General features: G+C 69.2%; 23 protein-coding genes. 15 read left to right on the top strand and 8 right to left on the bottom strand.

What is annotated here, in order from left to right:
- Positions 1-146 precede the first annotated feature (146 nt).
- On the top strand, positions 147-647 hold the full coding sequence (locus JOE57_RS08115) for a GyrI-like domain-containing protein (protein ID WP_239578886.1): 501 nt from the start codon (positions 147-149) through the stop codon (positions 645-647).
- 21 nt (positions 648-668) lie between these two features.
- On the opposite strand, the gene rocD is transcribed toward JOE57_RS08115, so the two are convergent.
- Positions 669-1904, bottom strand: a complete 1236-nt coding sequence (gene rocD, locus JOE57_RS08110; RefSeq protein WP_204920314.1) for an ornithine--oxo-acid transaminase — start codon at positions 1902-1904, stop codon at positions 669-671.
- 11 nt (positions 1905-1915) lie between these two features.
- Positions 1916-2758, bottom strand: coding sequence for a dimethylargininase (ddaH, locus tag JOE57_RS08105; RefSeq protein ID WP_204917215.1), 843 nt, complete (start codon positions 2756-2758; stop codon positions 1916-1918).
- 159 nt (positions 2759-2917) lie between these two features.
- Between ddaH and JOE57_RS08100 the strand changes: the two genes are divergently transcribed.
- Positions 2918-3367, top strand: coding sequence for an Lrp/AsnC family transcriptional regulator (locus tag JOE57_RS08100; protein ID WP_204917214.1), 450 nt, complete (start codon positions 2918-2920; stop codon positions 3365-3367).
- Here the strand turns inward: JOE57_RS08100 and JOE57_RS08095 are convergent.
- The 5 genes from JOE57_RS08095 to JOE57_RS08075 form a co-directional block, all read right to left on the bottom strand.
- A complete protein-coding gene (locus tag JOE57_RS08095; protein WP_204917213.1) occupies positions 3355-4428 on the bottom strand; it encodes a toll/interleukin-1 receptor domain-containing protein in 1074 nt (357 codons plus the stop codon). The genes JOE57_RS08100 and JOE57_RS08095 overlap by 13 nt on opposite strands.
- Before the next feature lie 59 nt (positions 4429-4487).
- Positions 4488-5915 carry a serine hydrolase domain-containing protein gene (locus tag JOE57_RS08090; RefSeq protein ID WP_204917212.1) on the bottom strand — a complete coding sequence of 476 codons (1428 nt, stop codon included), beginning with the start codon at positions 5913-5915 and terminating at the stop codon, positions 4488-4490.
- 162 nt (positions 5916-6077) lie between these two features.
- Positions 6078-7013, bottom strand: coding sequence for an aminoglycoside phosphotransferase family protein (locus tag JOE57_RS08085; RefSeq protein ID WP_204917211.1), 936 nt, complete (start codon positions 7011-7013; stop codon positions 6078-6080).
- A gap of 4 nt (positions 7014-7017) precedes the next feature.
- Complete coding sequence (locus JOE57_RS08080; RefSeq protein WP_204917210.1) at positions 7018-8001, bottom strand: sugar-binding domain-containing protein; 984 nt, start codon at positions 7999-8001, stop codon at positions 7018-7020.
- Positions 8002-8010: 9 nt separating this feature from the next.
- Positions 8011-9486, bottom strand: coding sequence for an FGGY-family carbohydrate kinase (locus JOE57_RS08075; RefSeq protein ID WP_204917209.1), 1476 nt, complete (start codon positions 9484-9486; stop codon positions 8011-8013).
- A 280-nt stretch (positions 9487-9766) separates the two neighbouring features.
- Here JOE57_RS08075 and JOE57_RS08070 point away from each other — a divergent pair, with 280 nt between their 5' ends.
- From JOE57_RS08070 to JOE57_RS08055, 4 genes are read left to right on the top strand one after another with little or no spacing between them, the layout of a single operon-like run.
- Positions 9767-10666, top strand: coding sequence for a nucleoside hydrolase (locus tag JOE57_RS08070; protein ID WP_204917208.1), 900 nt, complete (start codon positions 9767-9769; stop codon positions 10664-10666).
- Positions 10667-10705: 39 nt separating this feature from the next.
- The gene (locus JOE57_RS08065; protein WP_204917207.1) at positions 10706-11710 is read left to right on the top strand and encodes a TIM barrel protein; all 1005 of its coding nucleotides are present in this window, start codon (positions 10706-10708) and stop codon (positions 11708-11710) included.
- The gene (locus JOE57_RS08060) at positions 11707-12636 is read left to right on the top strand and encodes a transketolase (RefSeq protein WP_204917206.1); all 930 of its coding nucleotides are present in this window, start codon (positions 11707-11709) and stop codon (positions 12634-12636) included. Before JOE57_RS08065 ends, JOE57_RS08060 begins: the two co-directional genes overlap by 4 nt.
- Positions 12633-13607 carry a transketolase C-terminal domain-containing protein gene (locus JOE57_RS08055; protein WP_204917205.1) on the top strand — a complete coding sequence of 325 codons (975 nt, stop codon included), beginning with the start codon at positions 12633-12635 and terminating at the stop codon, positions 13605-13607. Before JOE57_RS08060 ends, JOE57_RS08055 begins: the two co-directional genes overlap by 4 nt.
- A gap of 3 nt (positions 13608-13610) precedes the next feature.
- Here the strand turns inward: JOE57_RS08055 and JOE57_RS08050 are convergent, their stop codons facing one another.
- Positions 13611-13910, bottom strand: a complete 300-nt coding sequence (locus tag JOE57_RS08050; protein WP_204917204.1) for a hypothetical protein — start codon at positions 13908-13910, stop codon at positions 13611-13613.
- A gap of 153 nt (positions 13911-14063) precedes the next feature.
- Between JOE57_RS08050 and JOE57_RS08045 the strand changes: the two genes are divergently transcribed.
- From JOE57_RS08045 to JOE57_RS08005, 9 genes are all read left to right on the top strand, one after another.
- Positions 14064-14525, top strand: a complete 462-nt coding sequence (locus JOE57_RS08045) for a hypothetical protein (RefSeq protein ID WP_204917203.1) — start codon at positions 14064-14066, stop codon at positions 14523-14525.
- A gap of 197 nt (positions 14526-14722) precedes the next feature.
- Entirely contained in the window at positions 14723-15625 is a 903-nt protein-coding gene (locus JOE57_RS08040) for a PASTA domain-containing protein (RefSeq protein WP_204917202.1), read from the top strand.
- Between the two features lie 5 nt (positions 15626-15630).
- Positions 15631-16200, top strand: coding sequence for a hypothetical protein (locus JOE57_RS08035; protein ID WP_204917201.1), 570 nt, complete (start codon positions 15631-15633; stop codon positions 16198-16200).
- Positions 16181-16966, top strand: a complete 786-nt coding sequence (locus JOE57_RS08030; protein ID WP_204917200.1) for a carboxypeptidase-like regulatory domain-containing protein — start codon at positions 16181-16183, stop codon at positions 16964-16966. Before JOE57_RS08035 ends, JOE57_RS08030 begins: the two co-directional genes overlap by 20 nt.
- Positions 16967-16968: 2 nt before the next feature.
- Entirely contained in the window at positions 16969-18207 is a 1239-nt protein-coding gene (locus JOE57_RS08025) for a phage tail sheath family protein (RefSeq protein ID WP_204917199.1), read from the top strand.
- A complete protein-coding gene (locus tag JOE57_RS08020; protein WP_204917198.1) occupies positions 18200-18649 on the top strand; it encodes a phage tail protein in 450 nt (149 codons plus the stop codon). The genes JOE57_RS08025 and JOE57_RS08020 overlap by 8 nt, the downstream gene beginning before the upstream one ends.
- Before the next feature lie 2 nt (positions 18650-18651).
- Positions 18652-19809 (top strand): hypothetical protein, encoded by a 1158-nt coding sequence (locus tag JOE57_RS08015; RefSeq protein WP_204917197.1) that lies wholly within the window; start codon positions 18652-18654, stop codon positions 19807-19809.
- Positions 19806-20558 carry a CIS tube protein gene (locus JOE57_RS08010; RefSeq protein WP_204917196.1) on the top strand — a complete coding sequence of 251 codons (753 nt, stop codon included), beginning with the start codon at positions 19806-19808 and terminating at the stop codon, positions 20556-20558. Before JOE57_RS08015 ends, JOE57_RS08010 begins: the two co-directional genes overlap by 4 nt.
- Positions 20559-22103 (top strand): phage baseplate assembly protein V, encoded by a 1545-nt coding sequence (locus JOE57_RS08005; RefSeq protein WP_204917195.1) that lies wholly within the window; start codon positions 20559-20561, stop codon positions 22101-22103.
- Position 22104 lies beyond the last annotated feature (1 nt).

The following is a 22104-nucleotide window of genomic DNA, read 5'->3' as shown; positions in this document are numbered from 1 at the left end:
CGTTTGCCGGGGGCCGGAGGGGAATGGCCGGTACGACGCTATCGCGAGACCGTGCACGCCCACCCTTGACCGTGCCCTGGGGATCGGGGCGACCATGGTGATGGGTCGCGACGCCGGTGGCGACCCGGTCATCAGCAGGAGGAGAAATGAAGATCACGCCGCCCAAGATCATCCAGCGTGATGCCCAGCCGTACGTGTCGATCACCGCGAACGTCACGATGGACTCGATCGGTCAGGAGCTGCCGCCGTTGCACGGAGAGCTGGACGCCTGGCTGGTGTCGAAGGGCCTGCAGCCGGCCGGGCCGCCGTTCTGGAAGTACAACGTCATCGACATGGCAGGCACCATGGAGGTCGAGGTCGGCTGCCCGGTGGCCGAGCCGGTCTCCTCCGACGGCAGAGTCAGGGCCGCCGTGTTGCCGGCCGGCCGGTACGCGACCCTGACGCACACCGGCCACCCCAGCGAGCTGATGCCTGCGACCGGAGCCCTGCTGGACTGGGCCGCCGAGCAGGGGCTGGAGTGGGACGTGGTCGACTCCGCGGATGGGCCACACTGGGCGGCACGGCTGGAGGTCTATCTCTCCGACCCGGCCGAACAGCCGGACATGTCCACCTGGGTGACCGAGCTGGTGTTCAAGGTAGCCGACTGAGCAGGGCCTCTGCCGAACGGCTCAGCCCAGCTCGGTCAGCACCTCAGCCAGCTGGTCGAGGGCCCAGTCGATCTCAGACTCCTCGATCACGATCGGCGGGGCCAGCCGGATCGTCGTGAGGTGGGTGTCCTTGACCAGAACCTTGCGATGCATCAGTGCCTCCGCGACCTGCCTGCCGGTGGCCACCCGACGGTCGATGTCCACCCCCGCCCACAGTCCGAGGGTCCGCACCTCGGTGACGCCGTGACCGAGCAGCCGGTCCAGTCTCACCTTGAGGTGATCACCCAGCCGGGCGGCACGGTCCTGGTACTCACCGGTCCGCAGCATCGCGATGACCGTACGTCCGACCGCACAGGCCAGCGGGTTGCCGCCGAAGGTGGAGCCGTGCTGTCCCGGCCGCAGCACGCCCAGCACATCGGAGTTGGCGACCACGGCGGAGAGCGGGACCACGCCGCCGCCCAGAGCCTTGCCGAGCAGGTAGACATCGGGCACAACGCCGAAATGGTCACAGGCGAAGGTTCGGCCGGTGCGGGCCAGCCCCGACTGGATCTCGTCGGCGATCAGCAGGACGCCACGCTGCGTGCACAGGGCGCGGACCTCGCGCAGATAGTCGGGCGGTGGCACCACGATGCCGGCCTCACCCTGCACCGGTTCCAGCAGCACCGCGACCGTGTGTTCGTCGGTGGCTGCCGCCACGGCGGCGCTGTCGCCGAACGGGACGGTCCGGAACCCGGGGGTGAACGGTCCGAAGCCCGCGGTGGCGACCGGGTCGTCGGAGAACGAGATGATGCTGGTGGTGCGGCCGTGGAAGTTGCCGCTCGCGGTGATGATGTTGGCCCGACCATCCGGCACGCCCTTGACCTCGTAGCCCCACTTGCGGGCCACCTTCAACCCGCTCTCGACGGCCTCCGCGCCGGTGTTCATCGGCAGCACCATGTCCTTGCCGACGAACTCGGCCAGCTCGGCGCAGAATCGGCCGAACTCGGCGCTGTAGAAGGCTCGGCTGACGAGGGTGACCTTCTCGAGCTGCGCCTGGGCGGCGGCGATGATCTGCGGGTGGCGGTGCCCGAAGTTCAGCGCCGAGTAGGCGGCCAGCAGGTCCAGGTAGCGATCGCCCTCGACGTCGGTGATCCAGCATCCCTCGGCCCGGTCGGCGACCACCGGGAGCGGATGATAGTTGTGCGCGGCGTGGCGCTCGGCCAGTGCGATGTCCCGCTCGGTGACACCCGGGTCGGCGGTGGCTGTCTCGGTGACCATGGCTGCGTCGATCACGTCCGGAGCTCCAGTGTGCAGCACTTGACGCTGCCGCCGGCCTTCAGCAGCTCGGACAGGTCGACACCGACCGGGTCGAAGCCACGGGCAGCCAGCTGGACGGCCAGCCCCTCGGCCTGTCGCGGCAGCACGACGTGTTGGCCGTCGCAGACGGCGTTCAGACCGAACACTGCAGCGTCGGCCTCGGAAGCGATCACGGCGTCCGGGAAGAGACAGCCGAGCAGCCGCTGGCTCTCCGGACTGAACGCCGATGGCAGGTAGGCGATGAGGTCGTCGCCGAGCACCGCCAGGGCCGTGTCGAGGTGGTAGTAGTGCGGGTCCACCAGCTGCAGCGAGATGACTGGCCGCCCGAACAGCTGCTGGGCTTCGCGGTGCGCGGCCGGATCGGTACGGAACCCGGTTCCGGCCAGCAGCATCTCGCCCACCAGCAGGAAGTCGCCCTCGCCCTCGTTGGTGAAGTTGGCCTCGACCGTCCGGTCGATGCCGTTGGTGCCCATCCAGGTGAGGTAGGCGTTCGCCTCCGGCCGCCGCTCCGGGTGGCGGAAGCTGGCTCCGTACGCCACTCCGTCGATGACGAGTGCCCCATTTGCGGCGAACACCATGTCGGGCAGCCCGGGCTCCGGCCGGATCGTCTCGACGCGGTGCCCGAGGCTGACGTAGGTCTGGCGCAGTGACTCCCACTGGGAGATGGCCAGTTGACGGTCGACGGCGACCTCGGGATGCATCCACGGGTTGATGGCATAGCTGACCGCGAAATAGTCGGGCCGGCACATCAGATAGCTGCGCTGACGGTAGGACTGCTGGCGGGTGTGTGGCGGGAGCTCGGAAACGGCGGTCATGGGCTGGTCCTCTGCTTCGGGTCGGCGAACACCACCTCGCGAGCGGTATCTGAACGCTACGAGGGCCGCACTGCGCAAGCAATACGCATCTGCGCGAGGGTTATGCCGATATATTGCGTGGATGCTGCCCCTGACGACAATCTGTTGCGCATAACGGCGATGGACGACAGCGACCGGGCGATCCTCGGCTGCCTGCTGAGGAACGCCCGCGCGACCTATGCGCAGATCGGCTCCGAGGTGGGGTTGTCGGCGTCGGCGGTGAAGAGGCGGGTGGACGCGCTGACCCGCCGGGGCGTGATCCGAGGGTTCACCGTAGTGATCGACCCGGATGCTCTGGGATGGCGCACCGAGGCGTACGTCCAGCTCTACTGCCGAGGCAACGTCTCGCCGGAGGCGTTGCAGCGGGTGCTGGCCGAGGTGCCGGAGGTTGTCAGCGCCAGCACCGTGTCCGGCAGCGCTGACGCGCTCGTGCACATGGTGGCGGCGGATGTCCGCCAACTCGAGCGCGCGATCGAACGCATCCGCCGCGCTCCGTGGATCGAGCAGTCGGTGAGCGACATCGTGCTGTCGCGCATCATCGAGCGTCCAACCGGCCCTCAGCTGGGCTGAGGGACAGGGATGCCGACCACCTCGGCCGACCGCAGAGTCCCCGGGTCCTCGAACCTGGACTGGTAGGTGAGGTGCAGCGTAAGCGAACGCGGGTCTCCCTCCAACGTGCCATCCAGCCTGAGCGTCACATTGCGTTTGGCGCCGGCCGGAACGGATGTTTGCCAGTCGGTCTGGAACGGGTCGGGGTCATAACTGTGGTTGGCGTCGTCGACCACGGTGGCCGTTCCGTACGGGAAGGCGAAGGTGAAGGCGTCGGAACCGCGGTTGCGCAGCAGCAGCTGGAGGGAGATGACGTTTCGGAGTCGGTCGACCCGGTATAAGTCGATCGACGTGCCCGACAGCGTGGTGTCCGCCCGCCATCGGCCGGACAACGAGTAGGTCTGGAGTAATGGGGTGGCGAGCCGATAGGCGCCGTAGCCGAGCCCCGCTAGGACCAACAGCACGGCCAACCCGACGGTCAGCGCGGCCACCCAGCGAGGCCGGGCTGGTTGGGACCGGGGACGGGGTGGCGGCACGGCCCCGGCGGGCCCAGGCTGGGCCAGCCGCTGATGCAGCAGCGTCAACAGCGGGGCCATGTCATGGGCGAAGGGCACATCGCGGTGCAACCGGATCGCCTGCCGGGTGCTGAAGCCCTGCAGGTCGCCCGGAAGCTCGGACCGGGTCGGCATCCTGGCGCCGACGTCGAGCAACGGCAGCACCGGGATGCCGCGGGCCGAGGCGGCCCGCAGCTCCTGGGCCACGAAGTCGCCGGGGTCCATGATCCGCCGCACACCGGTCTGGTCGGTCGTCGTCGCCCAGGTGGGACCGATAACGGCGATCATCACCGCTGACCCGGCGACGGCGTGCTCGATCTCAGCGGCGAAGTCGGTGGCCGGCGCGATGGACTCGACGTCCAGGAAGACGGTGGTGCCGGGGAACTGGTCCTGGATCAGATCCGCCAGCCGGCCGGCCAGATGCTGGCTCTCGGCGCGCCGATAGCTCAGGAACACCGACGGCGACCCGACGACCACAAGCCCTCCCGGATTCTCGAGACCTCCGACATTCTCGAAAGCCCTGACCATGAAGAGCGTCGAGCATCAACCGCAGATACCGGGGCGCGGGCCCGGACGCAGGGGAGGTGTCAGCGAACGGAGCCGAGCGGGATGGCGTTCCAGCCGAGCTCGAAGACTCCTCCCGTCTCGCCGGTCCGGCAGGTCACCTGCAACCGGTGGGGAGTCCGGGTGAAGGCGATCTCGGCAGTGAACGTGTCGGCACCCGTCCAGCCCCCACTCGCCTCCGCCGCGTCTCCCAGCATCGGGATGAGACCGGTCTTGTTCTCCGTCCAACAGCCCGGCCGACACCGCAGCTCGTAGTCGGCTCCGTCCAGGGCGAGCGTCAGTTGGAACTCGTCGTCGACCGCCTCGACGGTGACCCGCTCGATGGGCGGGGCGTTCACCGGCTGCTGACTGGGTGACGGCAGCCACACCGTGGCTGTCGAGGCGCTCGCAGCCGCATCGTCGGCGGCGTCGACCGGCGCGATGGCCAGGTTGGCGAGCCGTTCAGCCAGCTCTGCGGCCGCACCCGGCTGTGCCGCCGGGGCCGAGTCGTGCATGGCCGGAAGCAGCCGGGTCCAGGCGAGATCGAGGATGGCCTGCATGTTCTCGGTGGCAGAGGTGGTGGCCAGCACCGCGTCCTGCTCGGGCATCACCACACTGAACTGACCGTACGCGCCGTCACCACGATAGGTGCCATGCCGGCCGCGCCAGAACTGGAAGCCGTACCCCTGGCTCCAGTCCGGGTTCTCCTCCTGGTCGTTGGCCACGTGAATGGTGCTGGCCAGCTCGGCCCACCCTTCGGGCAGCAGCTGTTCGCCCTGCCACTGGCCGCCCTGGAGGAAGAGCTGGCCGAAGCGGGCGATGGATTCGGTGCTCAGATGCAGCCCCGAGTAGCCGATGTTGCGTCCCTGGGGATCCTGCTGCCAGTAGGCGTCGGTGATCCCGAGCGGGTGCAGCAGCCGGGGCCGCAGGTAGTTGAGCACGCGCTGCCCGGTGACCTGCTGGACGATCGCGGACACCATGAAGGTGGCGCCGTTGTTGTAGGCGAAGATCGACCCCGGCTCCTCCTCCGGCTGGATCGACAGGAAGCCCCTGACCCAGTCCTCCGGGTCCACGGTGATGGCACGCTCCAGGGTGTCCTCGCGATGGCCGGTGGCCATGCTGAGCAGATGCCGGAGCTCCAGCCGCCGCTGGAAGTCCGAGGGTGCCGCGGGTGCCTGGTCGGGGAAGAAGGCCAGCACCTTGTCGTCGAGCGACAGCAGCCCCTCGGCGATCGCGAACCCCGCCGCGGTCGCCGTGAAGCTCTTGCTGAGCGAGTAGAGCAGGTGGATGCCGTCGGGCTGGTACGGCTGCCACCAGCCCTCGGCGACCACGGTCCCATGCCTCAGCACCATCAGGCTGTGCAGCTCGATGCCCTGCTCCTGGAGGCCGTCGAGAAAGCTCAGGATCCCGGCCGAGCTGATGTGCTGTTCTTCCGGTTCGCTCCGCGGCAGCGCCTGCGTGATGTCGATCATGATCGTCAGCCTAACCTGCGGTGTCGGTGGTCCTCGGCGGCCCTGAGTACGCCAATCGTCGGCACTTCGCACAGTTTCGTGGCCTCCGCACAAGGTCAAACCTGGGTGACGTACGACCAAAGTGCGCGAAGTTGACCGGCGCGACCTCAAGGGTGCGCGAAGTCACAGCAGGGATTCCGCACTGTCGAGATAGCTCTGGCCAAGATCAGCTGCTCCGAAGGCGCGGGCGTAGAGGCCAGTGGACACGCGTTCCAGGAAGCCCCACTCCCAGATCACGTCAGCCGACACACCGGAGTGCTGAGCCAACAGCTGGCAGTAGTGCTGGGCGACAACCGGCGCGTGGCCCGCGGCCAGGTCGTCCCGCCAGTCGCGAAGGATCACGCCGAGATCGTAGCCACGGTCGCAGAGGAAGCCATCCGGATCGACGAAGACGAACCCGGACTCAGCGCCCTCCCTCGCCGAACCGACCGCGAGAGCGTTGGCCGGATGCGGGTCCCCATGGGCCACCACGCTGCGATCCAGGGAGAACGCCGCCGCGCGGCGATCGGCATACTCCAGCGCCAGGGCGATCACCCGTTCCGAACACGGATGGTCCTGCTCCTCCCAGGCCTGCTGGACGAACCGGCCGAGGGCGGCGGCTTTCTCCTCCTCCGGACGGGCGCTCTTGCCCGCGGCCGGGACCTGCCACGCCTGCCGGAGGGTCTGGCAGAGCAGTTCGATCATCCGTTCGGGTGACAGATCGAGCCGGTCCATCGACGTTCCGAGACCCTCGAGGAGGATGGCCTCATGGGCGGGCTGATGCCCCAACAGGCGGGCGTAGCCTCGTCCGTCGGCGCGTCGAAGGGTGTCGGCCTGCATCCCCAGGCTGTGCCCAGGCAGGGCGACCTTGAGCACGGCGCGTGACCCGTCGTCGGTCCGGGCGACCGCGACGAAGGAGGTGCTGCCGCCGGGCATCGGCCGGCCGACGGTGATCGACCAGGCGCGCTCCAGCTCGGAGACCACGTCCGGCAGCGCCGCCAGCCAGACCAGGCCGGCCACCCCCTGGTGGGCGAGCTTGCGGCGCACCAGCTCGGGCAGGTCGTCAGCCGAGACGGACATGCGATCAGTCCTGGGTCAGTGCCCGAGCAGTGCCGACGTCGGTGACCAGGACGTTGACCCAGCCACCGGTGACAGCGGCCCGGATCGCCTGGTGTTTGCGTTCTCCGCCGGCGAGGCCGATCCGTCGGGGGATCGCGCGGAAGTCCTCGGCGGAGATGCCCACGATCCGCGAGTCGAGGTCACTCTCCAGCAGCTTGCCGTCGGCGGTGAAGAACCGTGTGCAGACGTCACCCACGGCGCCGGCCCTGAGTAGCGCCTCCTGGTCGTCCTGGGCGATGGCGTTGCCGCTGTCCTTGAGCATCGGTGAGGGCCGCAGACTCCCGATCCCCACCAGGGCAACAGTGAGGTTGGCCCATTCCCGGGCCACCTGGCCCATTGCGGGGTCATTCAGCAGACTGTCCCGGATCGACTGCGAGCCCACCAGGCCGGGCGCGGGGACGAAGGTCGGGTTGGCCCCGATCAAGGCGGCCAGCTGGGTGACCAGCTTGGTCGCCTGGCTCTGGACCGACGACACCCCGACACCGCCGACCAACTGGATCACCGAGTCGGCGCCCGGTGTCTTGAACGGCCGCATCCGGTCCACGATGGAGAGCAGGGTCTCACTCCAGGACGAGATGCCGACCCGTTCGCCGCCCGTCAGCGTTGTCTCCAGGTAGGTGGCACCTGCAGATCCCAGACCGTGCAGGATCAGGTCGTCGTCTCCCTCCACGTCGACGACCACAGCCTCCAGCAGCCCGTACTTCTTCTCCAGCGCCTCCTCCAGGTCGGTATGCACCCCCTGCGACATGACCACGATCGTCCGGACGATGCCGACCTCGCCGGCCTTCTTCAGCAGCCGTGACACCCGCGCCTGGGAGATGTGCAGCGCAGCCGCGATCTCGGCCTGACGGATGCCCTGCTCGTGGTACATGTGCGCGACCTTGGTCATCAGCCGGACCTGGCCGTCGACCAGCGGCTGCCGCAGGGGCGAGGGGTTGGATGGGGACACCTGCCCTGTCTATCGCGAATCGGGGCAGCCACGCGAGCCGGCCACAGCCCGGGCCCAGGACTGCCGGGCCCGGTCGCGCGCGTCGGCGTCCAGCGCGGGCGTGAACCGGTGGCCCAGCTCCTCGGACCGGTCGGCCGTCCCCACTCCGAGGGTGTGCCAGGCCAGCAGGGCCGCCCCGATGGCCGATACCTCCGCGAGGTCGGAGACCGCGACCGGCCGGCCGAGCAGGTCCGCCTGGATCTGCATCAGAAGCTCTGAACGGGTGGCGCCGCCGTCGGCTCTCAATACGTCGATGTGCAGGTCGCCGGAGCGTTCCATGGCCGCCACCACGTCGCACACCTGATGCGCAACCGCCTCCAGGGCCGCCCGGGCCAGGTGCGCGGGAAGGGTCGCCTGGCTCATGCCGGTCAGCTGGGCGACGGCCGAGCGGTCCCAGTGCGGGGCTCCGAGACCGGAGAAGGCCGGCACGAAGGTGACCCCGCCGGAGTGGTGGACCTGCTCGGCGAGGGGGCCGAGGGCAGCGACATCGCCCAGCCCCAGGATGTTCGCCATCCAGGCCAGCGCGGCACCCGAGGACAGGATGTTGCCCTCCACCGCGTACGTGGGTCTATCCGTGACCCAGGCCAGCGTCGAGGGCACCGCCGACTGCCCGAGCTGGAGGCTCTGGGTCGGCGTCATGACCGACGAGCCGGTGCCGTAGGTGGCCTTGGCGCTGCCCACGGTGGTGCAGCCCTGGCCATACAGCGCGGCGTGCGAGTCCGCCAGCACAGCGATCACCGGCAGACCGTCCGGCAGCCCCGGAACGCCCGAGACGCGGCCGAAGCCGGCGTTGGAGGCACGCACCTCCGGAAGTACGGAGCGCGGCACGTCGAACAGGTCGAGCAGGGTGTCGTCCCAGCCGAGCCGGCGGACGTCGTAGAGCAGGGTGCGCGACGCGTTCCCCGCCTCGGTCAGGTGCTCGGCGGCCGCAGTGAGCTTCCAGATCAGCCAGGAGTCGACCGTCCCGACGCAGACGTCGGCCAGTGGCGTCCCCGCCTGCTTGGCCAGTTCCAGCAGCCAGCGGATCTTCGGCGCGGAGAACATCGCGTCGATCGGCAACCCGGTGGATTGCTGCACCAGCGTCGCATTCGCCGGGGTCGAGATGGAGGTGCACCACTCCGTGGTGCGCCGGTCCTGCCAGCCGATCACCGGTCCAAGGGGTGCGCCATCGCTGCGACGCCACGCCAGCACCGACTCGCGCTGGTTGGACAGCGCCACCGCCCGGACGTCGGCGGCCCGCCCACCGGCGGCGAGGCAGCGTCCGACGGCCTGCAGCACGCTCGCCCAGATCTCCTCGGCGTCCTGCTCCACCCATCCTGGCCTCGGCAGCGTCAGCGAGACGGGGGCTGTGCCCCGGGCGATGACCGTACCGTCATCGGCGACCAGGACCGCCTTGGAATTGGTGGTGCCCTGGTCGATGGACAAGATCTGGGTCAGCGGACTCAACTCCTCTCGGTCAGTGTGCCAGCGTTCTTCGACAGGCTCAGAACACGTTCTTCGACAGGCTCAGAACACGTTCTTCGACAGGCTCAGAACACGTTCTTCGACAGGCTCAGAACACGTTCTTCGACAGGCTCAGAACACGTTCTTCGACGGGCTCAGAACACGTTGTTCGACGGGCTCAGAACACATGTCGTTCTCGACGACTTGACGGCAAAGCAGTAGTGACAGATTATTCACGTGTGCATGGAAATGCAATCTCGTTCACACCAGCTCTGGAGCCGCAATGCCGCAGCGACGTCGAGTCATCATCAACACTGACGCGAAGAATGAGGCGGACGACCAGTTCGCCATCGTGCATGGACTGCTCTCTCCTTCACTGGACATCCGCGGGGTCATTCCTGCGCACTTCGGCACCCGTCGCTCAGAACGGAGCATGGAGGAGTCGCGGGAAGAGGTCGACCTGCTGGTGAAGCTGCTCCGGATGGAGGGCCAGGTGCCGGTCGCGAACGGTGCAGCGGTCCCTCTCGCCGACGAGTCGACCCCGAGGGACTCGCCTGGGGCACGTCTGATCATCACCGAGGCGATGGCCAGCACTGCCGACGACCCGCTGTTCGTCAGCTTCCTCGGACCGTTGACTGACATGGCCTCGGCCATCCTGCTCGAGCCGGAGATCGTGAACCGCAACGTCACGGTGATCTGGATCGGTGGCCGTGAGCACGGCACGGGCGGCTATCAGACGACGGTCGAGTTCAACCTGTCCAACGACATCGCCGCCGCCAATGTCGTGTTCGACTCCGGCATCGACCTCTGGCAGGTGCCGAGCAGTGTCTACTCGATGTGCTCAGTCGGCTATGCCGAGCTGGAGGAGCGGATCGGCGGCTGCGGAGAACTCGGCCGATACCTCATCACCCAGCTGGTCGACTGGAACGCGCGCCACCACGGTGAGCCGATCGAGTCCCGGTCGCTGGGCGACTCTCCGGCGATCGCCCTGATGCTGTACCCCAGGGGAGCGGTGTCGCGTGAGGTGCCCGCCCCCCGGTTCGGAGCGGAGGGCGGCTACCTGCCCGGTTCGGGGCACCCGATCCGGCTGGTCGAGTCCGTCGACGTGCGCTTCATGCTCGAGGACATGTTCGCCAAGATCAGACGTTTCGCGCGCGAGCCGCGCGACCCCGATGCCTCCTGACGTGCCGCGCCACCACAACCACCTTGAATTGAGGACATCATGAGTGAGCTACCTGTGTTCGGTGCCGGCATCTGGCACTTCGCCACCTACAAGGACCGCTACGCCACCGACGGCTACGGGCCCGAGGTGGGACTGCTCGAGCAGATCGACCGAGCCGGAGCCGTCGGGGACCTGTCCGTGGTCGACCTGAACTACCCGTTCGTCGGTTTCGACGGAACGCTGGCGGAGGTCAACGCGGCGCTGGCCCGGAACGGGCTGCGGGCCATCGCCATCACCCCGGAGATCTACACCCGGACCTTCATGAAGGGTTCCTTCACCAACCCCGACCCCAGAATCCGTCAGCAGGCGCTGGAGCTGATGCACGAGGCCACCGCGGTGGCCAAGCAGCTCGGCTGCGACTACGTCAAGCTGTGGACCGGACAGGACGGCTGGGACTACCCCTTCCAGGTCAATCACCATGATCTGTGGAACCTCGCCCTGGATGGTCTCAAGGAGCTCGTCTCGGCCCATCCGGAGATCAACTTCGTGATCGAGTACAAGCCGCGCGAGCCGCGGGTCAAGATCATCTTCCCGTCGGCGGCGCGCACTCTGCTGGGTATCGAGAAGATCGGGCTGCCGAACCTGGGCATCCTGCTCGACTTCGGCCACTCACTGTACGGACTGGAGTCCCCGGCCGACGCTGCCCAGCTCGCCATCGACTACGGTCGGCTGTTTGCGATCGATGTGAACGACAACATGCGCGGCTGGGATGACGACATGGTGGTCGGTTCGGTGCATCTGGTCGAGACGTTCGAGTTCTTCCACACGCTGCGACGCAACGGCTGGCAGGGCGTCTGGCAGCTCGACCAGTTCCCGTTCCGTGAGGACAGCGTCGAGGCGGCGAGGCTGGCGATCCGCTTCCTCAAGGCGATCCACCGAGCCCTGGACGTGATCGACGACGACGCGCTGGCCGAGGCACAGTCCCGGCACGACGCGCTCGCGGCGCACCGGCTGGTCCAGGACGCGCTGCTGACGTCGATGGCGGGACTGGAGTCACCGCGATGACTCCGCTGCTGCTCGAGCATGCCACGATGCCGGTGCTTGGGCGCGTCGACCCGCTGGCCACCAGGGAGGGCCAGATCGCCCACCTGGCCGAGCTGGCCCGGCAGATCCGGATCCAGGACCTGAAGCTGGTACACCATGCCGGGGCCGGTCATATCGGGGGAGACTTCTCGGCCATCGACATCCTGGCCACGCTGTATGCGGCCGTGCTCAACGTCGACCCGGGCCGACCGGGCGACCCGGAACGGGACCGGTTCTTCCTCAGCAAAGGCCACGTCGCAGGGGCGCTGTACACCACCCTGGCCGCGGTGGGCTTTCTGCCGGTGACGGAACTGGCCACCTTCCTGCAGCCGCTGTCGGCCCTGAACGGCCACCCCAACCGCACCAAGGTCGCCGGTGTCGAAGCCAACACCGGTCCGCTCGGGCATGGCCTGCCGATTGCGGTCGGGCATGCGATCGCGGCGAAGCTCGACGGCTCGCGACGTCGCACCTTCGTCCTGGTCGGCGACGGTGAGCTGCAGGAGGGCAGCAACTGGGAGGCGATGATGACCGCCGCGCACCACGCACTGGACAACCTGGTGCTGATCGTTGACCGCAACGGGCTGCAGCAGGGCGCGACCATCGCGGAGACCAACGACCTCGAGCCGCTTCCCGCGAAGGCGGCCGCCTTCGGGTTCTCCGTGGTGGAGCTCGACGGGCACGACCACGGCGCCCTGCTGGACGCGTTGAGCGCGGCACCCGCCACCCCGGGTCGGCCGACCTGCGTCATCGCGCGCACCCACAAGGGTCATCCCATCTCGTTCATGAGCGACAACGTCAACTGGCATCACCGGGTGCCGAAGGCGACAGAGTTCGAGCTGGCGCTGGCCGAGTTGAACCCCACCGGGCTGAGTCGAACAGGGCTGGCCGGATTTGAGGAGCAACCGTGATCGACGCGCTCACCACCCTCCGCCCGACCGAGGAGCAGCCGCTGTTCGACTGCCGCGACGCCTACGTCGAGGTGCTCGCCGACCTGGCCCGCAACGACCAGCGGATCGTGGCCGTGGTCAACGACTCGGTGGGCTCCAGCAAGCTGGTGGACTTCGAGCGGGCCTTCCCGGACCGGCTGGTCAACGTCGGCATCGCCGAGCAGGCCATGGTCGGGGTCGCCGCCGGTCTCGCCAACGGCGGTCGGATCCCGTTCGTGTCCGCCGCCGCATGCTTCCTGACGGCGCGCGCCCTGGAGCAGATCAAGGTCGATGCCGGCTACTCCAACTACAACATCAAGCTGTGCGGGATGAGCCCGGGGATGGCCTACGGCGACCTCGGCCCGACTCACCACTCGATCGAGGACATCGCCTGGCTACGGGCGATCGACAACATGATCATCATCGTGCCTGCCGACCCGATCGAGACCGTGGCCGCGATCCGGTGGGCCGCCGAGCACCAGGGGCCGGTCTACATCCGGGTCAGCAGGATGGCCGTACCCAAGATCAACCCCGACGACTACCGGTTCCGCCCGGGCCGTGCGGTCACGCTACGCGACGGCGACGACGTCACCCTGATCTCCAACGGGACGGTCATTTCCCGCACCTTGGCCGCAGCCCACCTGTTGGCGGCGGAAGGTGTCTCCGCCAGGGTGCTCTCGATCCCGACGGTCAAGCCGCTGGATGTCGAGGCAGTGGTCGCAGCCGCAGCAGAGACCGGTGCCATCGTCACCGCCGAGGAATCGACCATCAGCGGGGGGCTGGGCAGCGCCGTCGCCGAGACGGTGGTGGACCGGTGCCCGGTGCCGGTCAAGATCCTGGGCGTCCCCGAGTTCGCCCCGACCGGGTCCGCGTCCTACCTGCTGGACCGCTACGGCATGTCGCCGGCCGGCATCCGGGACGCCGCGGTGCAGACCATCGCCCGGCGAGCGTGAGGCTCAGAGAGCGAGCAGGATGCCGCCGACGACGAAGCCGACCAGCAGGATGGCGCCCACGATCAGCAGCTGACGGTCGGAGAGCCCCATGAACTTCGCCCCGACCTTCGGGTTGGGCGGCAGCGACCCGCGTGGGCTGGCCGACAGTCCGGCCAACAGCGCATAGCCGGTGGCGGCGAGGAACGCCACACCGATCACGATGTAGGCGGCCTCGGACTTCATGATGCCGATGACCACGCCGGCCACACCGGCTGCGATGCCGAAGATGCCGCCGATGATGGTCTGGATGGTCTTGAGGTTCATGACGTGCTCCTTGGTGAGATTCGTGCTCGCCAGAAAGAGGCGCCGGCCGCCAAGTCAGATACCCGCACCGGTGAGGTATCACCAGAGCGAAGCCGCCCTCCTTCAGTCATGACGACAGAGCCGCCAGCTGGCCCAGGCACGCCGGCTGGCGCTGTGCCGTTCACTGTCACGGCTCCGGCCGAGCTGAAGCTGGCACCCGACCGCACCGGCACGACCACCTTCACGGTCACCAACCTCACCGGCCGTCCGGTTCGGGCCAGGTTGATGCCGCGCGGGGATCGTGGAGCCGAGACCTTCTCCTTCGCCGTGGTCGGCGGAGCGGAGATCCCGATGAGCGTCGGCAGCACCATCACCGCCGACGTGCGGGTGGTGGTCCCCCCGACAGCCCCGGCGGGCCAGCACCTGCTGATCCTCGAGGTCGTGGCCGAGGACGACACGGAGACGGTAGTCGGGCAGTCGGTCGCGTTCTCCGTAGGTGCGCCGTCCGTGGTGCCGGTGAGACCCCGACGCAAGTACCACTGGCTCAGGATCGCGCTGATCGTGCTGCTGTCACTGTTCGCCCTGATCGGCCTGCTGGTGGTCGGCATCATCGTGCTCGCGGTAGTGAGCAACTGAGCAATTGGGTGATGGGGTGGCAGTTGCCGGTCGTGTATCAGGGCCGGGCGTGGAAACTCTTTGCCAGTATGACCATAGGTCCCGCCGGCGGGGGTGGAGCTCCGGTTCCCCCACCCGGGGCGCCGACGCCGTTCTCGGTGAAAGCGCCGCCCGAGCTCACGCTGGCGGCTGACCGGACCGGCAGAACGACTTTCACCGTGACCAACCTGATGGGTCGGCCGGTACGTGCGCGACTGGTGCCCAAGGGCGGCGACGGCGCCGAGGATTCCTGGCTGTCGGTGACGGGCGAGACCGAGGTACCACTGAATATCGGCGGCACCCTCACCGCGGACGTGCTGGTGCGGGTCCCGGACACCGCTCCGGAGGGCAAGCGCACCCTGCGACTCGAGGTGGTCGCCGAGGACAACACCGAGATGGTCTCCGGCCAGTCGGTCTCCTTCACCGTGCCTGCCCCGGTCGAGCCGAAGAAGTTCCCCTGGCTGCTGATCATCATCGCTGTGGTTGTGCTGCTGGTCATCGGCGCGGCCGTCTGGTTCTTCCTGCTCCGGACCGACCCGACGCCCAAGGTCATCTCCGCGCCGGTGGTGAATGGGACTCCCCAGGTCGGGAAGCAGCTGACCGCCGACGAGGGTGAATGGGACTCCACCATCGACAGGTTCACGTTTCAGTGGGAGTCCTGCACCGCCGTCGGCGTCTGTGCACCCGTCGCCGGCGCCACCAAGTCCACCTTTGTCGCCACCGACGCTGAGGTGGGGCGCACCCTGCGGGTCACCGTGACAGCGGTCACCAAGCGCGGGGCCAAGGGCATGGCCTCGTCGACGGAGACGGCCAAGGTGGCCTCCGACAAGGTGGCCATGCCGGACTTCGTCGGCCTGAGCGTGAGCCAGGCGCAGCGCCTGGCTCAGCAACAGGGCCTCACCTTGTTGATCAACCTGGTGGATCCGCCGATCTGCGGCCCGAGGATCCTCACCCAGAGCATTGCTGCCGGAACACCGGTGGACCCGGGGAGCAGCGTCGCCCTGACGGCGCACAAGGCGATCAAGCCGCCGTTCTGCTTCAGGGACACCACCCGGCCGACGCTCAAGCAGACGGCGAAGTGAAGATCATGACCCTACTGATCATCGCCATCATCTGCGGGGTGCTGCTGGCCGTGTACATCGCGGTGGCACTCGTCCTGAAGGCGTATGACCTGCACAGCCCGCGCGGATGGTTACTGCTGCTCCTCGACTGCACCTGGAGCCTGCCGAACACGCTCCTCGGCACCCTGATCGGGTTGCCGCTCTACGCGATCTTCGGCCGGCCCTCGGCGGCGCAGACCCGCGGCCAGGGCTGGGTCAGCTTCGCGCCGCGTTCGACCACCGGCTTCGGCAACAACGTGTTGCAGACGCTCGGCACGGTCAACCTCGGCAGCGCCGGTCAGCATGAGCGGATGCACCTGCTGCAGGCCCGCCTCTTCGGTCCCGCCTACCTGCCGATCTTCGCCCTCTCCTATGTCGTCACCTTCCTGGTGCAGGGCGGCTTCACCCTGCTGGTGGGCCTGATCCTCAAGGCGACCGGGGTGCGCCGCAGGGCGGCACTGCAACCACCCGGCAAATCCGCGGTCCACGGCTTCTTCGGCTGGATCTACTACGCGACCCCGTTCGAGGTGTGGGCATATGCCAGCGGCAACCCGTAGCCAGACGCCTTCCGCCCAGGGGATCCTGGCGGCTGAGCTCTCGGCGATCCGTGACTGGGTCCAGGACCGGTCGGGGCTGCCGTGCCAGATCGGCCCGGCAGACGACCGGGCGGACAGCTACATCCAGCTGTCCACCGTTCGGTTGGTCGCCGGCGTGCACAACTCCGATCCGGTCGCCGCCCGGGTGGACGCCCATGTGCTGGTGCTGGCGCACGGGCCCGACCACGCCGCCGCCGCCGATGCCGCGGCGGCGCTGATGGTGCAGGCACTGGTCGAACGGTCCTGGGAGCTGCTGGCCGGACAACCCGATCCCGAGCTGTGGCGATCACTCGGGCTTCCGCCGGCGCCGGCGTTCATGATCACCGTGCCGGTGCGGCTGCCGTTGCACCGTGCTGTCGCCCCGCCGGTACGCCGGCCGTTGAACCTGAGGGGCGGCGGGTTGCGGCAGGTCCAGGGGCGGGTGCTGGCCGCGGACGGGACCCCGTTGTCCGGGGCGGTGATCAGGCTGCATCCGGACGGCCAACCCGTCACCACGACCCACAACGGTCGCTGGACGCTGTCGCTGCCGAGCGGACCGGTGCACCTGGACGTCACCGCCAAGGGCCTCTCCGCCCGACACGACCTGGCCGAGCAGTCCGGCGCCGACCGCCAGGACGTCGACATCGTGATCGACGTACTGGGGGCGGCCGACCACCAGGCCGAGCCAGCAGACCAAGACACGCCCGCCCATCCCGAGACGCCTGCAGACCAAGAGAGAGGGAACTGACCATGCCGATCTACCGCACGCCGGGGGTGTACGTGGAGGAGGTGCCGAGCAAGGCACATCCGATCGAGTCCACCGGCACCTCCACCCCCGCCTTCATCGGTACCGGTGGCAAACCGGACGCACCGAGTGGGCCGGTGGCCATCACGAACTGGAGCCAGTTCGCCAACACGTTCCTCGGCGAGGGACCGATGACGCCGTTGGCGCACGCCGTCAACGGGTTCTTCCTGAACGGCGGCTCCCGCTGCTACATCCTCGACATCGGACCCTCCGGCACGCTGACCGGCACCGCCGAACGGCCCGGGCTGGCGGTCCTCGAGGCCATCGAGGAGGTGGCCATCGTCGCCGCCCCCGGCTTCACCGACCCGGCCGACTACGACGCCCTGATGACGCACTGTGAGCTGATGCGGGACCGGCTGGCGATCCTCGACCCGAAGCAGGGCATCAAGGACCTGATGTCGCTCACCCGGGTGGCCGGGGTCGAGGTGCCCGACTCCGATGCGACGCCGGCAGCCGATGCCGGCGAGGGTGGGGGGCAACACCCGCCGCGCCGGTCCGGCGAACCAGACGCGGACGCCCCTCGTCCGTCGCTGTACAGCGCGCGCTACTACCCGTGGTTGGTGGTGATGGACCTCAACACCGGAAAGCCGGTGCTGGCTCCGCCGTCCGGGCACATGGCCGGGGTGTGGGCCAGGACCGACTCATTGCGCGGCGTGCACAAGGCGCCGGCCAACGAGGTGCTGCGGGGCGTGGTCGGGGTGGAGCGGCGGGTCACCCCCGCCGAACAGGGCGAGCTCAACAGTGCCGGTGTGAACGTGATCAGGTTCTTCGACCGACTGGGCATCCGTCCGTGGGGCGCGCGGACCGGGGCCGGCCCGAGCGCACCGGAATGGCGCTACCTGCCGGTGCGCCGCCTGTTCTGCATGGTGGAGGAGTCGATCGCCCAGGGCACCAGCTGGATCGTGTTCGAACCGAACGACCGGCTGCTGTGGAACCTGGTCAAGGCCGATGTGTCGGCCTTCCTGACCCGGCTCTGGCGCGATGGCGCGCTGATGGGCCGCACCCCCGCCGAGGCGTTCTATGTCAAGTGCGACGAGGAGACCAACCCACCGGAGGAGATTGACGCCGGACGGTTGACCGTGGAGATCGGCATGGCGCCGGTCAAACCCGCCGAGTTCATCGTGTTCCAGGTCTGCCAGTTCTCTGGTGGCACCATCACCGAGGAGGGAAGCAGCCGTGGCTGAGAGTGCAGTCGGAACGTGGGTGGACCCGTTCCCCGCCTTCAACTTCAAGATCATGATCGGCGGCGAGGCCGTCGCCCACTTCACCGAGTGCTCGGCTCCGGTGGTCGACGTGGGCACCGCGGAGTATCGCGAGGCCGGCCAGTCCCAGCTGGTGCACCAGATCCCCACCATCACCACGTACCACGACATCTCGCTCCGCTATGGCCTGACGTCGTCGACGGTGATGTGGGACTGGTTCTCGGCTACGGTCCGCGGCGCCGTCGAGCGGAAGGGCGTCTCGATCGTGCTGTTGGACTCGGCCGGGTCACAACCGGTGCTCCAGTGGGACCTCGTTGGTGCCTTCCCCAAGCGATGGATCGGGGCGGTGCTGCGCGCCACTGCCAGGGAGGTCGCGGTCGAGGAGATCGTGCTCGCCTATGAGTCGCTCGGGCGGGCGGCCTGACCATGACCAGCGCCGGCAGCGGGACGAGCGGAGTGCGCACCGCCTTCCGAGGGGTGGTGTCCTCGTTCGGCGTGCTGCTGCGCGAACTGGCCCGCAGCGTCGGCCGGGCGGTGTCCGACGAGGAGCGGAGCAGGCCGGAGCCCGGTCGCCCGGGCGACAGCTCGGGCCCTCCGCAGGCCTGGCTGGACTACGTCAACGCCCACGATCCCGTCTGGCTGCGGCCCGCCGCACCGGCGGAGGGCGGGAAGCTCGACCAACCCACCCCGGTCACCGTTCCACCGACCCTGCTCGCGACGCACCCGCGGCAGAACCACCGGTGGGTGGAGTCGCAGCGACCCAGTGCCCTGCACCGGGTGGTGGACCGGGGCCGGCGCTGGGCCGCGGTCAAGGTCGCCGGGACCGCTGCGGAGACGGCCGACGGTTCGACAGACCGCTCCACGGACAGGGGGAGCCCGACCCCGGCCGCGGACGTCCGGCGACCGACCGGACCGACCGCCGATCGTGGCACTCCGCACTCACCGGGACTCGGCGCAACACGCCCAAGCTCGGAGCCTCAGCCCTCTCCAGCCGAGACCGGCTGGCCGTGGTCAACCGGCCCGACGGGTCGGCGGGGCACTGGCGAGCCTCGGACCGACCAGGCCGGGGTCGGCCGGGACGGTGTCGACCGGCCCAAGGACGATCTGCGGCGGGAGGAGGGGGAGCGGCCACCGGACCGGCGACCGGTTCGCCGGGGTCGGCTCGTCCCGACCGGGGTCGTGGCCGCGGATGACGAGAGACACCCCCCGGCACGCACCCAGACTGCTCCGCCCCCGCCGGCTCGGCGGTTCCAGGTCCGGCCGACCACCACCCCCCAGCAGTCAGCCGACACCACTACCCTCCAGCCGTCAGCCGACACCACCACCCTCCAGCCGTCAGCCGACGGGCAGCCCTTCGACAGGCTCAGGGCGCGGACGGTCGTCCCACCTGTACAGCAGGCACCCACACCGCCGCCCACCGCCATGCCGCGCCCGAGCGAGAGCCGGCAGCCGGTGGCAGACCGGTGGCCGACGCTGCCCGAGCCGGACGACGATGAGCCGGGAACCGGAGCCGTGGCTCGGCTCTGGGAGCTGCTCCAGGAGCAGCGCACCGATCCCGTGATCAACGAGCAGCGGAGGCGATGATGGAGCGCGTCACCTTCATCGTCACCGACAGCGGCAACCGGATCACCTGCCTGCTCAACCCCGAACACCTGGTCCAACGTCGACGGGCCGGGCTGCGCCGTCCGATGGCTGCGACCGGGCCGATCACCGGCAGCGCCCTCAGCGACGACGTCCTGCTGCACACCGGGGGAGGCCGGACGGAGATCGACCTCGACCTGCTGTTCGACGTCAGCCTGGCGCCCGAGACGCCGCCGGTCACGGACGTACGCCAGCTGACCAAGCCGTTGTGGGACCTGGCGGAGAACCAGGAGCCCTCGATGGACGGTGCCCGGATGACGACCGTACGGTTCCTGTGGGGCAAGCCGTGGAACGTGCTGGCGGTCGTCGAGTCGGTGGCCGAGCGGCTGGAGCGGTTCGACTCCGGTGGGACCCCGACCCGATCCTGGCTGAGGATGCGGCTCCGCCGGGTGCCGGATCCCACCCCGCCGGCAGCCGACCCCGTGCCCGGCACGCTGCCCGCCGGCGAGGAGCTGACCACTCTGGCGCAGGCGGCCGAACCGCAGGAGATCCACAACGCGCTCAGTCCCGGTGTGGGCCCGGACGGGTCTCAGACCGGGGGAGAGCGGCTGGACGAGCTGGCCGCCCGCTACTACGGCGGACGTTCCTGGCTCTGGCGGCTGATCGCCGCAGCCAACGGGCTGGACAGCGCGCCCTGGGCGCCACCCGGGGCCGCGCTGGTCATCCCCGAGCCACCGACAGGGGCGATGTAGATGTCCGCGGTCAGTTCCGGCGGCACAGCGGTCCTCTCGGTGCCGAAGGTCACCGTCGAGGTGGACGGACACGAGCTGCCGGTGCCGACGGCCGCAGCTCTGGGCCCGGTCCGGGTGCGTTACGAGGTGTCGACCCCGTCGGTCTGCGAAGTCGACCTGGCGGCACCGAGCGGTAGCCTGCAGCTCACGCACGGACAGGCCCTCACGCTCAGACTCGAGGGTGCGTCGCGGGAGCTGTTCGAGGGCGAGGTGGTGGCCATCCGGCACCACCTGGGCCCGGACGGGACGCACCGGGTGGTGCTGCGTGGCTTCGACCGGAGCCACCGGCTGCGCCAGAACGCACCGATCCGCACCATGACCGATCTCACCGTCGCCGACCTGGTGCAGGCGGTCGCCGGTGACTACGGGCTGGGAGTGGACGCCGAGACCCCGGGGCCACGGCTGCCCAGAGTCATCCAGCAGGGCCAGTCCGATCTCGACCTGGTGAGCCGGCTGGTGGCCGAGGCCGGCCTGTGGTGGCAGCTGGACCAGGACCAGGACCAGCTCCGGCTGTCCTCCTGGCGCCCGAGTGGCGACCTGCGCCGGCTGACGTGGGGTGAGGACCTGCTGGAGGTGACGGTCGCCAGCGACGCGACCGCGGCCACCGACTCCGTACGTGCGCTCGGCTGGGATCCGGTCGAGCGTGCCGTCTGGGACGTGACGGCCACCGGTGCGCAAGGTGGCGCGTCGGTGGCCGCCCAGCTGGACCGGCTCGGGGGAAGCGGCGAGCGCGTCCAGGCGGGTCGGATCTGGGCCTCCACCGACCAGGCCGAAGGGTCGGCGCGGGCGGAGCTGGAGGCGCGGGCGCGGGCGGCAGTGACCCTCCGGGCGGTGGTCCGCGGTGACGCGGAGTGGCGGCCCGGTGACCTGCTCCAGATCGAGGGGGTGGATACCGACCTCGCCGGACCGCACCAGATCACCATGGTCGAGCATCTGGTGGATGCGGTCAGCGGCTATGTCTGCATCCTCGCCGCCGAGGACCCCCCGACCCCGGCCGTACCGACGCAGTCGCGGTCGGCGACCGTGCTCGCTCTGGCGGAGGTGGTCGACGTGGAGGACCCAGACCTCGCCGGCCGGGTGCGGGTGCGACTGCCTGCCCTGGACGGGATGGAGACCGAGTGGCTGCCGGTGATGGCGCTCGGTGCCGGCCGGGACAAGGGCCTGCTCTGCCAGCCGGACAACGGAGACACCGTCGTCCTCCTGCAGCCGGCCGACGACCCCGGTCGCGGCGTCGTCCTCGGGGGTCTGTTCGCCGGCACCCTGCCGGCCGAGGCCGCCGGCGTCTCGGAGCGCGCCGTACGCCGGTTCTCGTTCGCCACCCCCGACGGGCAACGGATGCTGCTGAACCGTGATGGCGATGCGGTGGTGATCAGCAATGCGGCCGGCAGCCGGATCGAGATGACCGCTGACGCCGTTCTGCTGCACAGCGAGGCGAACCTGACCGTTGAGGCGCCCGGACGGCGACTGCTGTTCCGGGCCCAGACCATAGACTTCGAGCGAGGTTGAG

The organism is Microlunatus panaciterrae, assembly GCF_016907535.1.
In the GTDB taxonomy this organism is placed as follows: Bacteria; Actinomycetota; Actinomycetes; order Propionibacteriales; family Propionibacteriaceae; genus Microlunatus; species Microlunatus panaciterrae.
This window is presented reverse-complemented; position numbering and strand designations above follow the sequence as displayed.

What these genes read in the sequence shown, in the direction of transcription:
- JOE57_RS08085 (WP_204917211.1), bottom strand. Translation starts at nt 7,013, where the DNA reads ATGTCCGTCTCGGCTGACGACCTGCCCGAGCTGGTGCGCCGCAAGCTC.
- JOE57_RS08060 (WP_204917206.1), top strand. Translation starts at nt 11,707, where the DNA reads ATGACTCCGCTGCTGCTCGAGCATGCCACGATGCCGGTGCTTGGGCGC.
- JOE57_RS08095 (WP_204917213.1), bottom strand. Translation starts at nt 4,428, where the DNA reads ATGGTCAGGGCTTTCGAGAATGTCGGAGGTCTCGAGAATCCGGGAGGG.
- JOE57_RS08065 (WP_204917207.1), top strand. Translation starts at nt 10,706, where the DNA reads ATGAGTGAGCTACCTGTGTTCGGTGCCGGCATCTGGCACTTCGCCACC.
- JOE57_RS08015 (WP_204917197.1), top strand. Translation starts at nt 18,652, where the DNA reads ATGACCAGCGCCGGCAGCGGGACGAGCGGAGTGCGCACCGCCTTCCGA.
- JOE57_RS08115 (WP_239578886.1), top strand. Translation starts at nt 147, where the DNA reads ATGAAGATCACGCCGCCCAAGATCATCCAGCGTGATGCCCAGCCGTAC.
- JOE57_RS08010 (WP_204917196.1), top strand. Translation starts at nt 19,806, where the DNA reads ATGATGGAGCGCGTCACCTTCATCGTCACCGACAGCGGCAACCGGATC.
- JOE57_RS08050 (WP_204917204.1), bottom strand. Translation starts at nt 13,910, where the DNA reads ATGAACCTCAAGACCATCCAGACCATCATCGGCGGCATCTTCGGCATC.
- JOE57_RS08005 (WP_204917195.1), top strand. Translation starts at nt 20,559, where the DNA reads ATGTCCGCGGTCAGTTCCGGCGGCACAGCGGTCCTCTCGGTGCCGAAG.
- ddaH (WP_204917215.1), bottom strand. Translation starts at nt 2,758, where the DNA reads ATGACCGCCGTTTCCGAGCTCCCGCCACACACCCGCCAGCAGTCCTAC.
- JOE57_RS08025 (WP_204917199.1), top strand. Translation starts at nt 16,969, where the DNA reads ATGCCGATCTACCGCACGCCGGGGGTGTACGTGGAGGAGGTGCCGAGC.
- JOE57_RS08070 (WP_204917208.1), top strand. Translation starts at nt 9,767, where the DNA reads ATGCCGCAGCGACGTCGAGTCATCATCAACACTGACGCGAAGAATGAG.
- JOE57_RS08100 (WP_204917214.1), top strand. Translation starts at nt 2,918, where the DNA reads ATGGACGACAGCGACCGGGCGATCCTCGGCTGCCTGCTGAGGAACGCC.
- rocD (WP_204920314.1), bottom strand. Translation starts at nt 1,904, where the DNA reads ATGGTCACCGAGACAGCCACCGCCGACCCGGGTGTCACCGAGCGGGAC.
- JOE57_RS08030 (WP_204917200.1), top strand. Translation starts at nt 16,181, where the DNA reads ATGCCAGCGGCAACCCGTAGCCAGACGCCTTCCGCCCAGGGGATCCTG.
- JOE57_RS08035 (WP_204917201.1), top strand. Translation starts at nt 15,631, where the DNA reads ATGACCCTACTGATCATCGCCATCATCTGCGGGGTGCTGCTGGCCGTG.
- JOE57_RS08090 (WP_204917212.1), bottom strand. Translation starts at nt 5,915, where the DNA reads ATGATCGACATCACGCAGGCGCTGCCGCGGAGCGAACCGGAAGAACAG.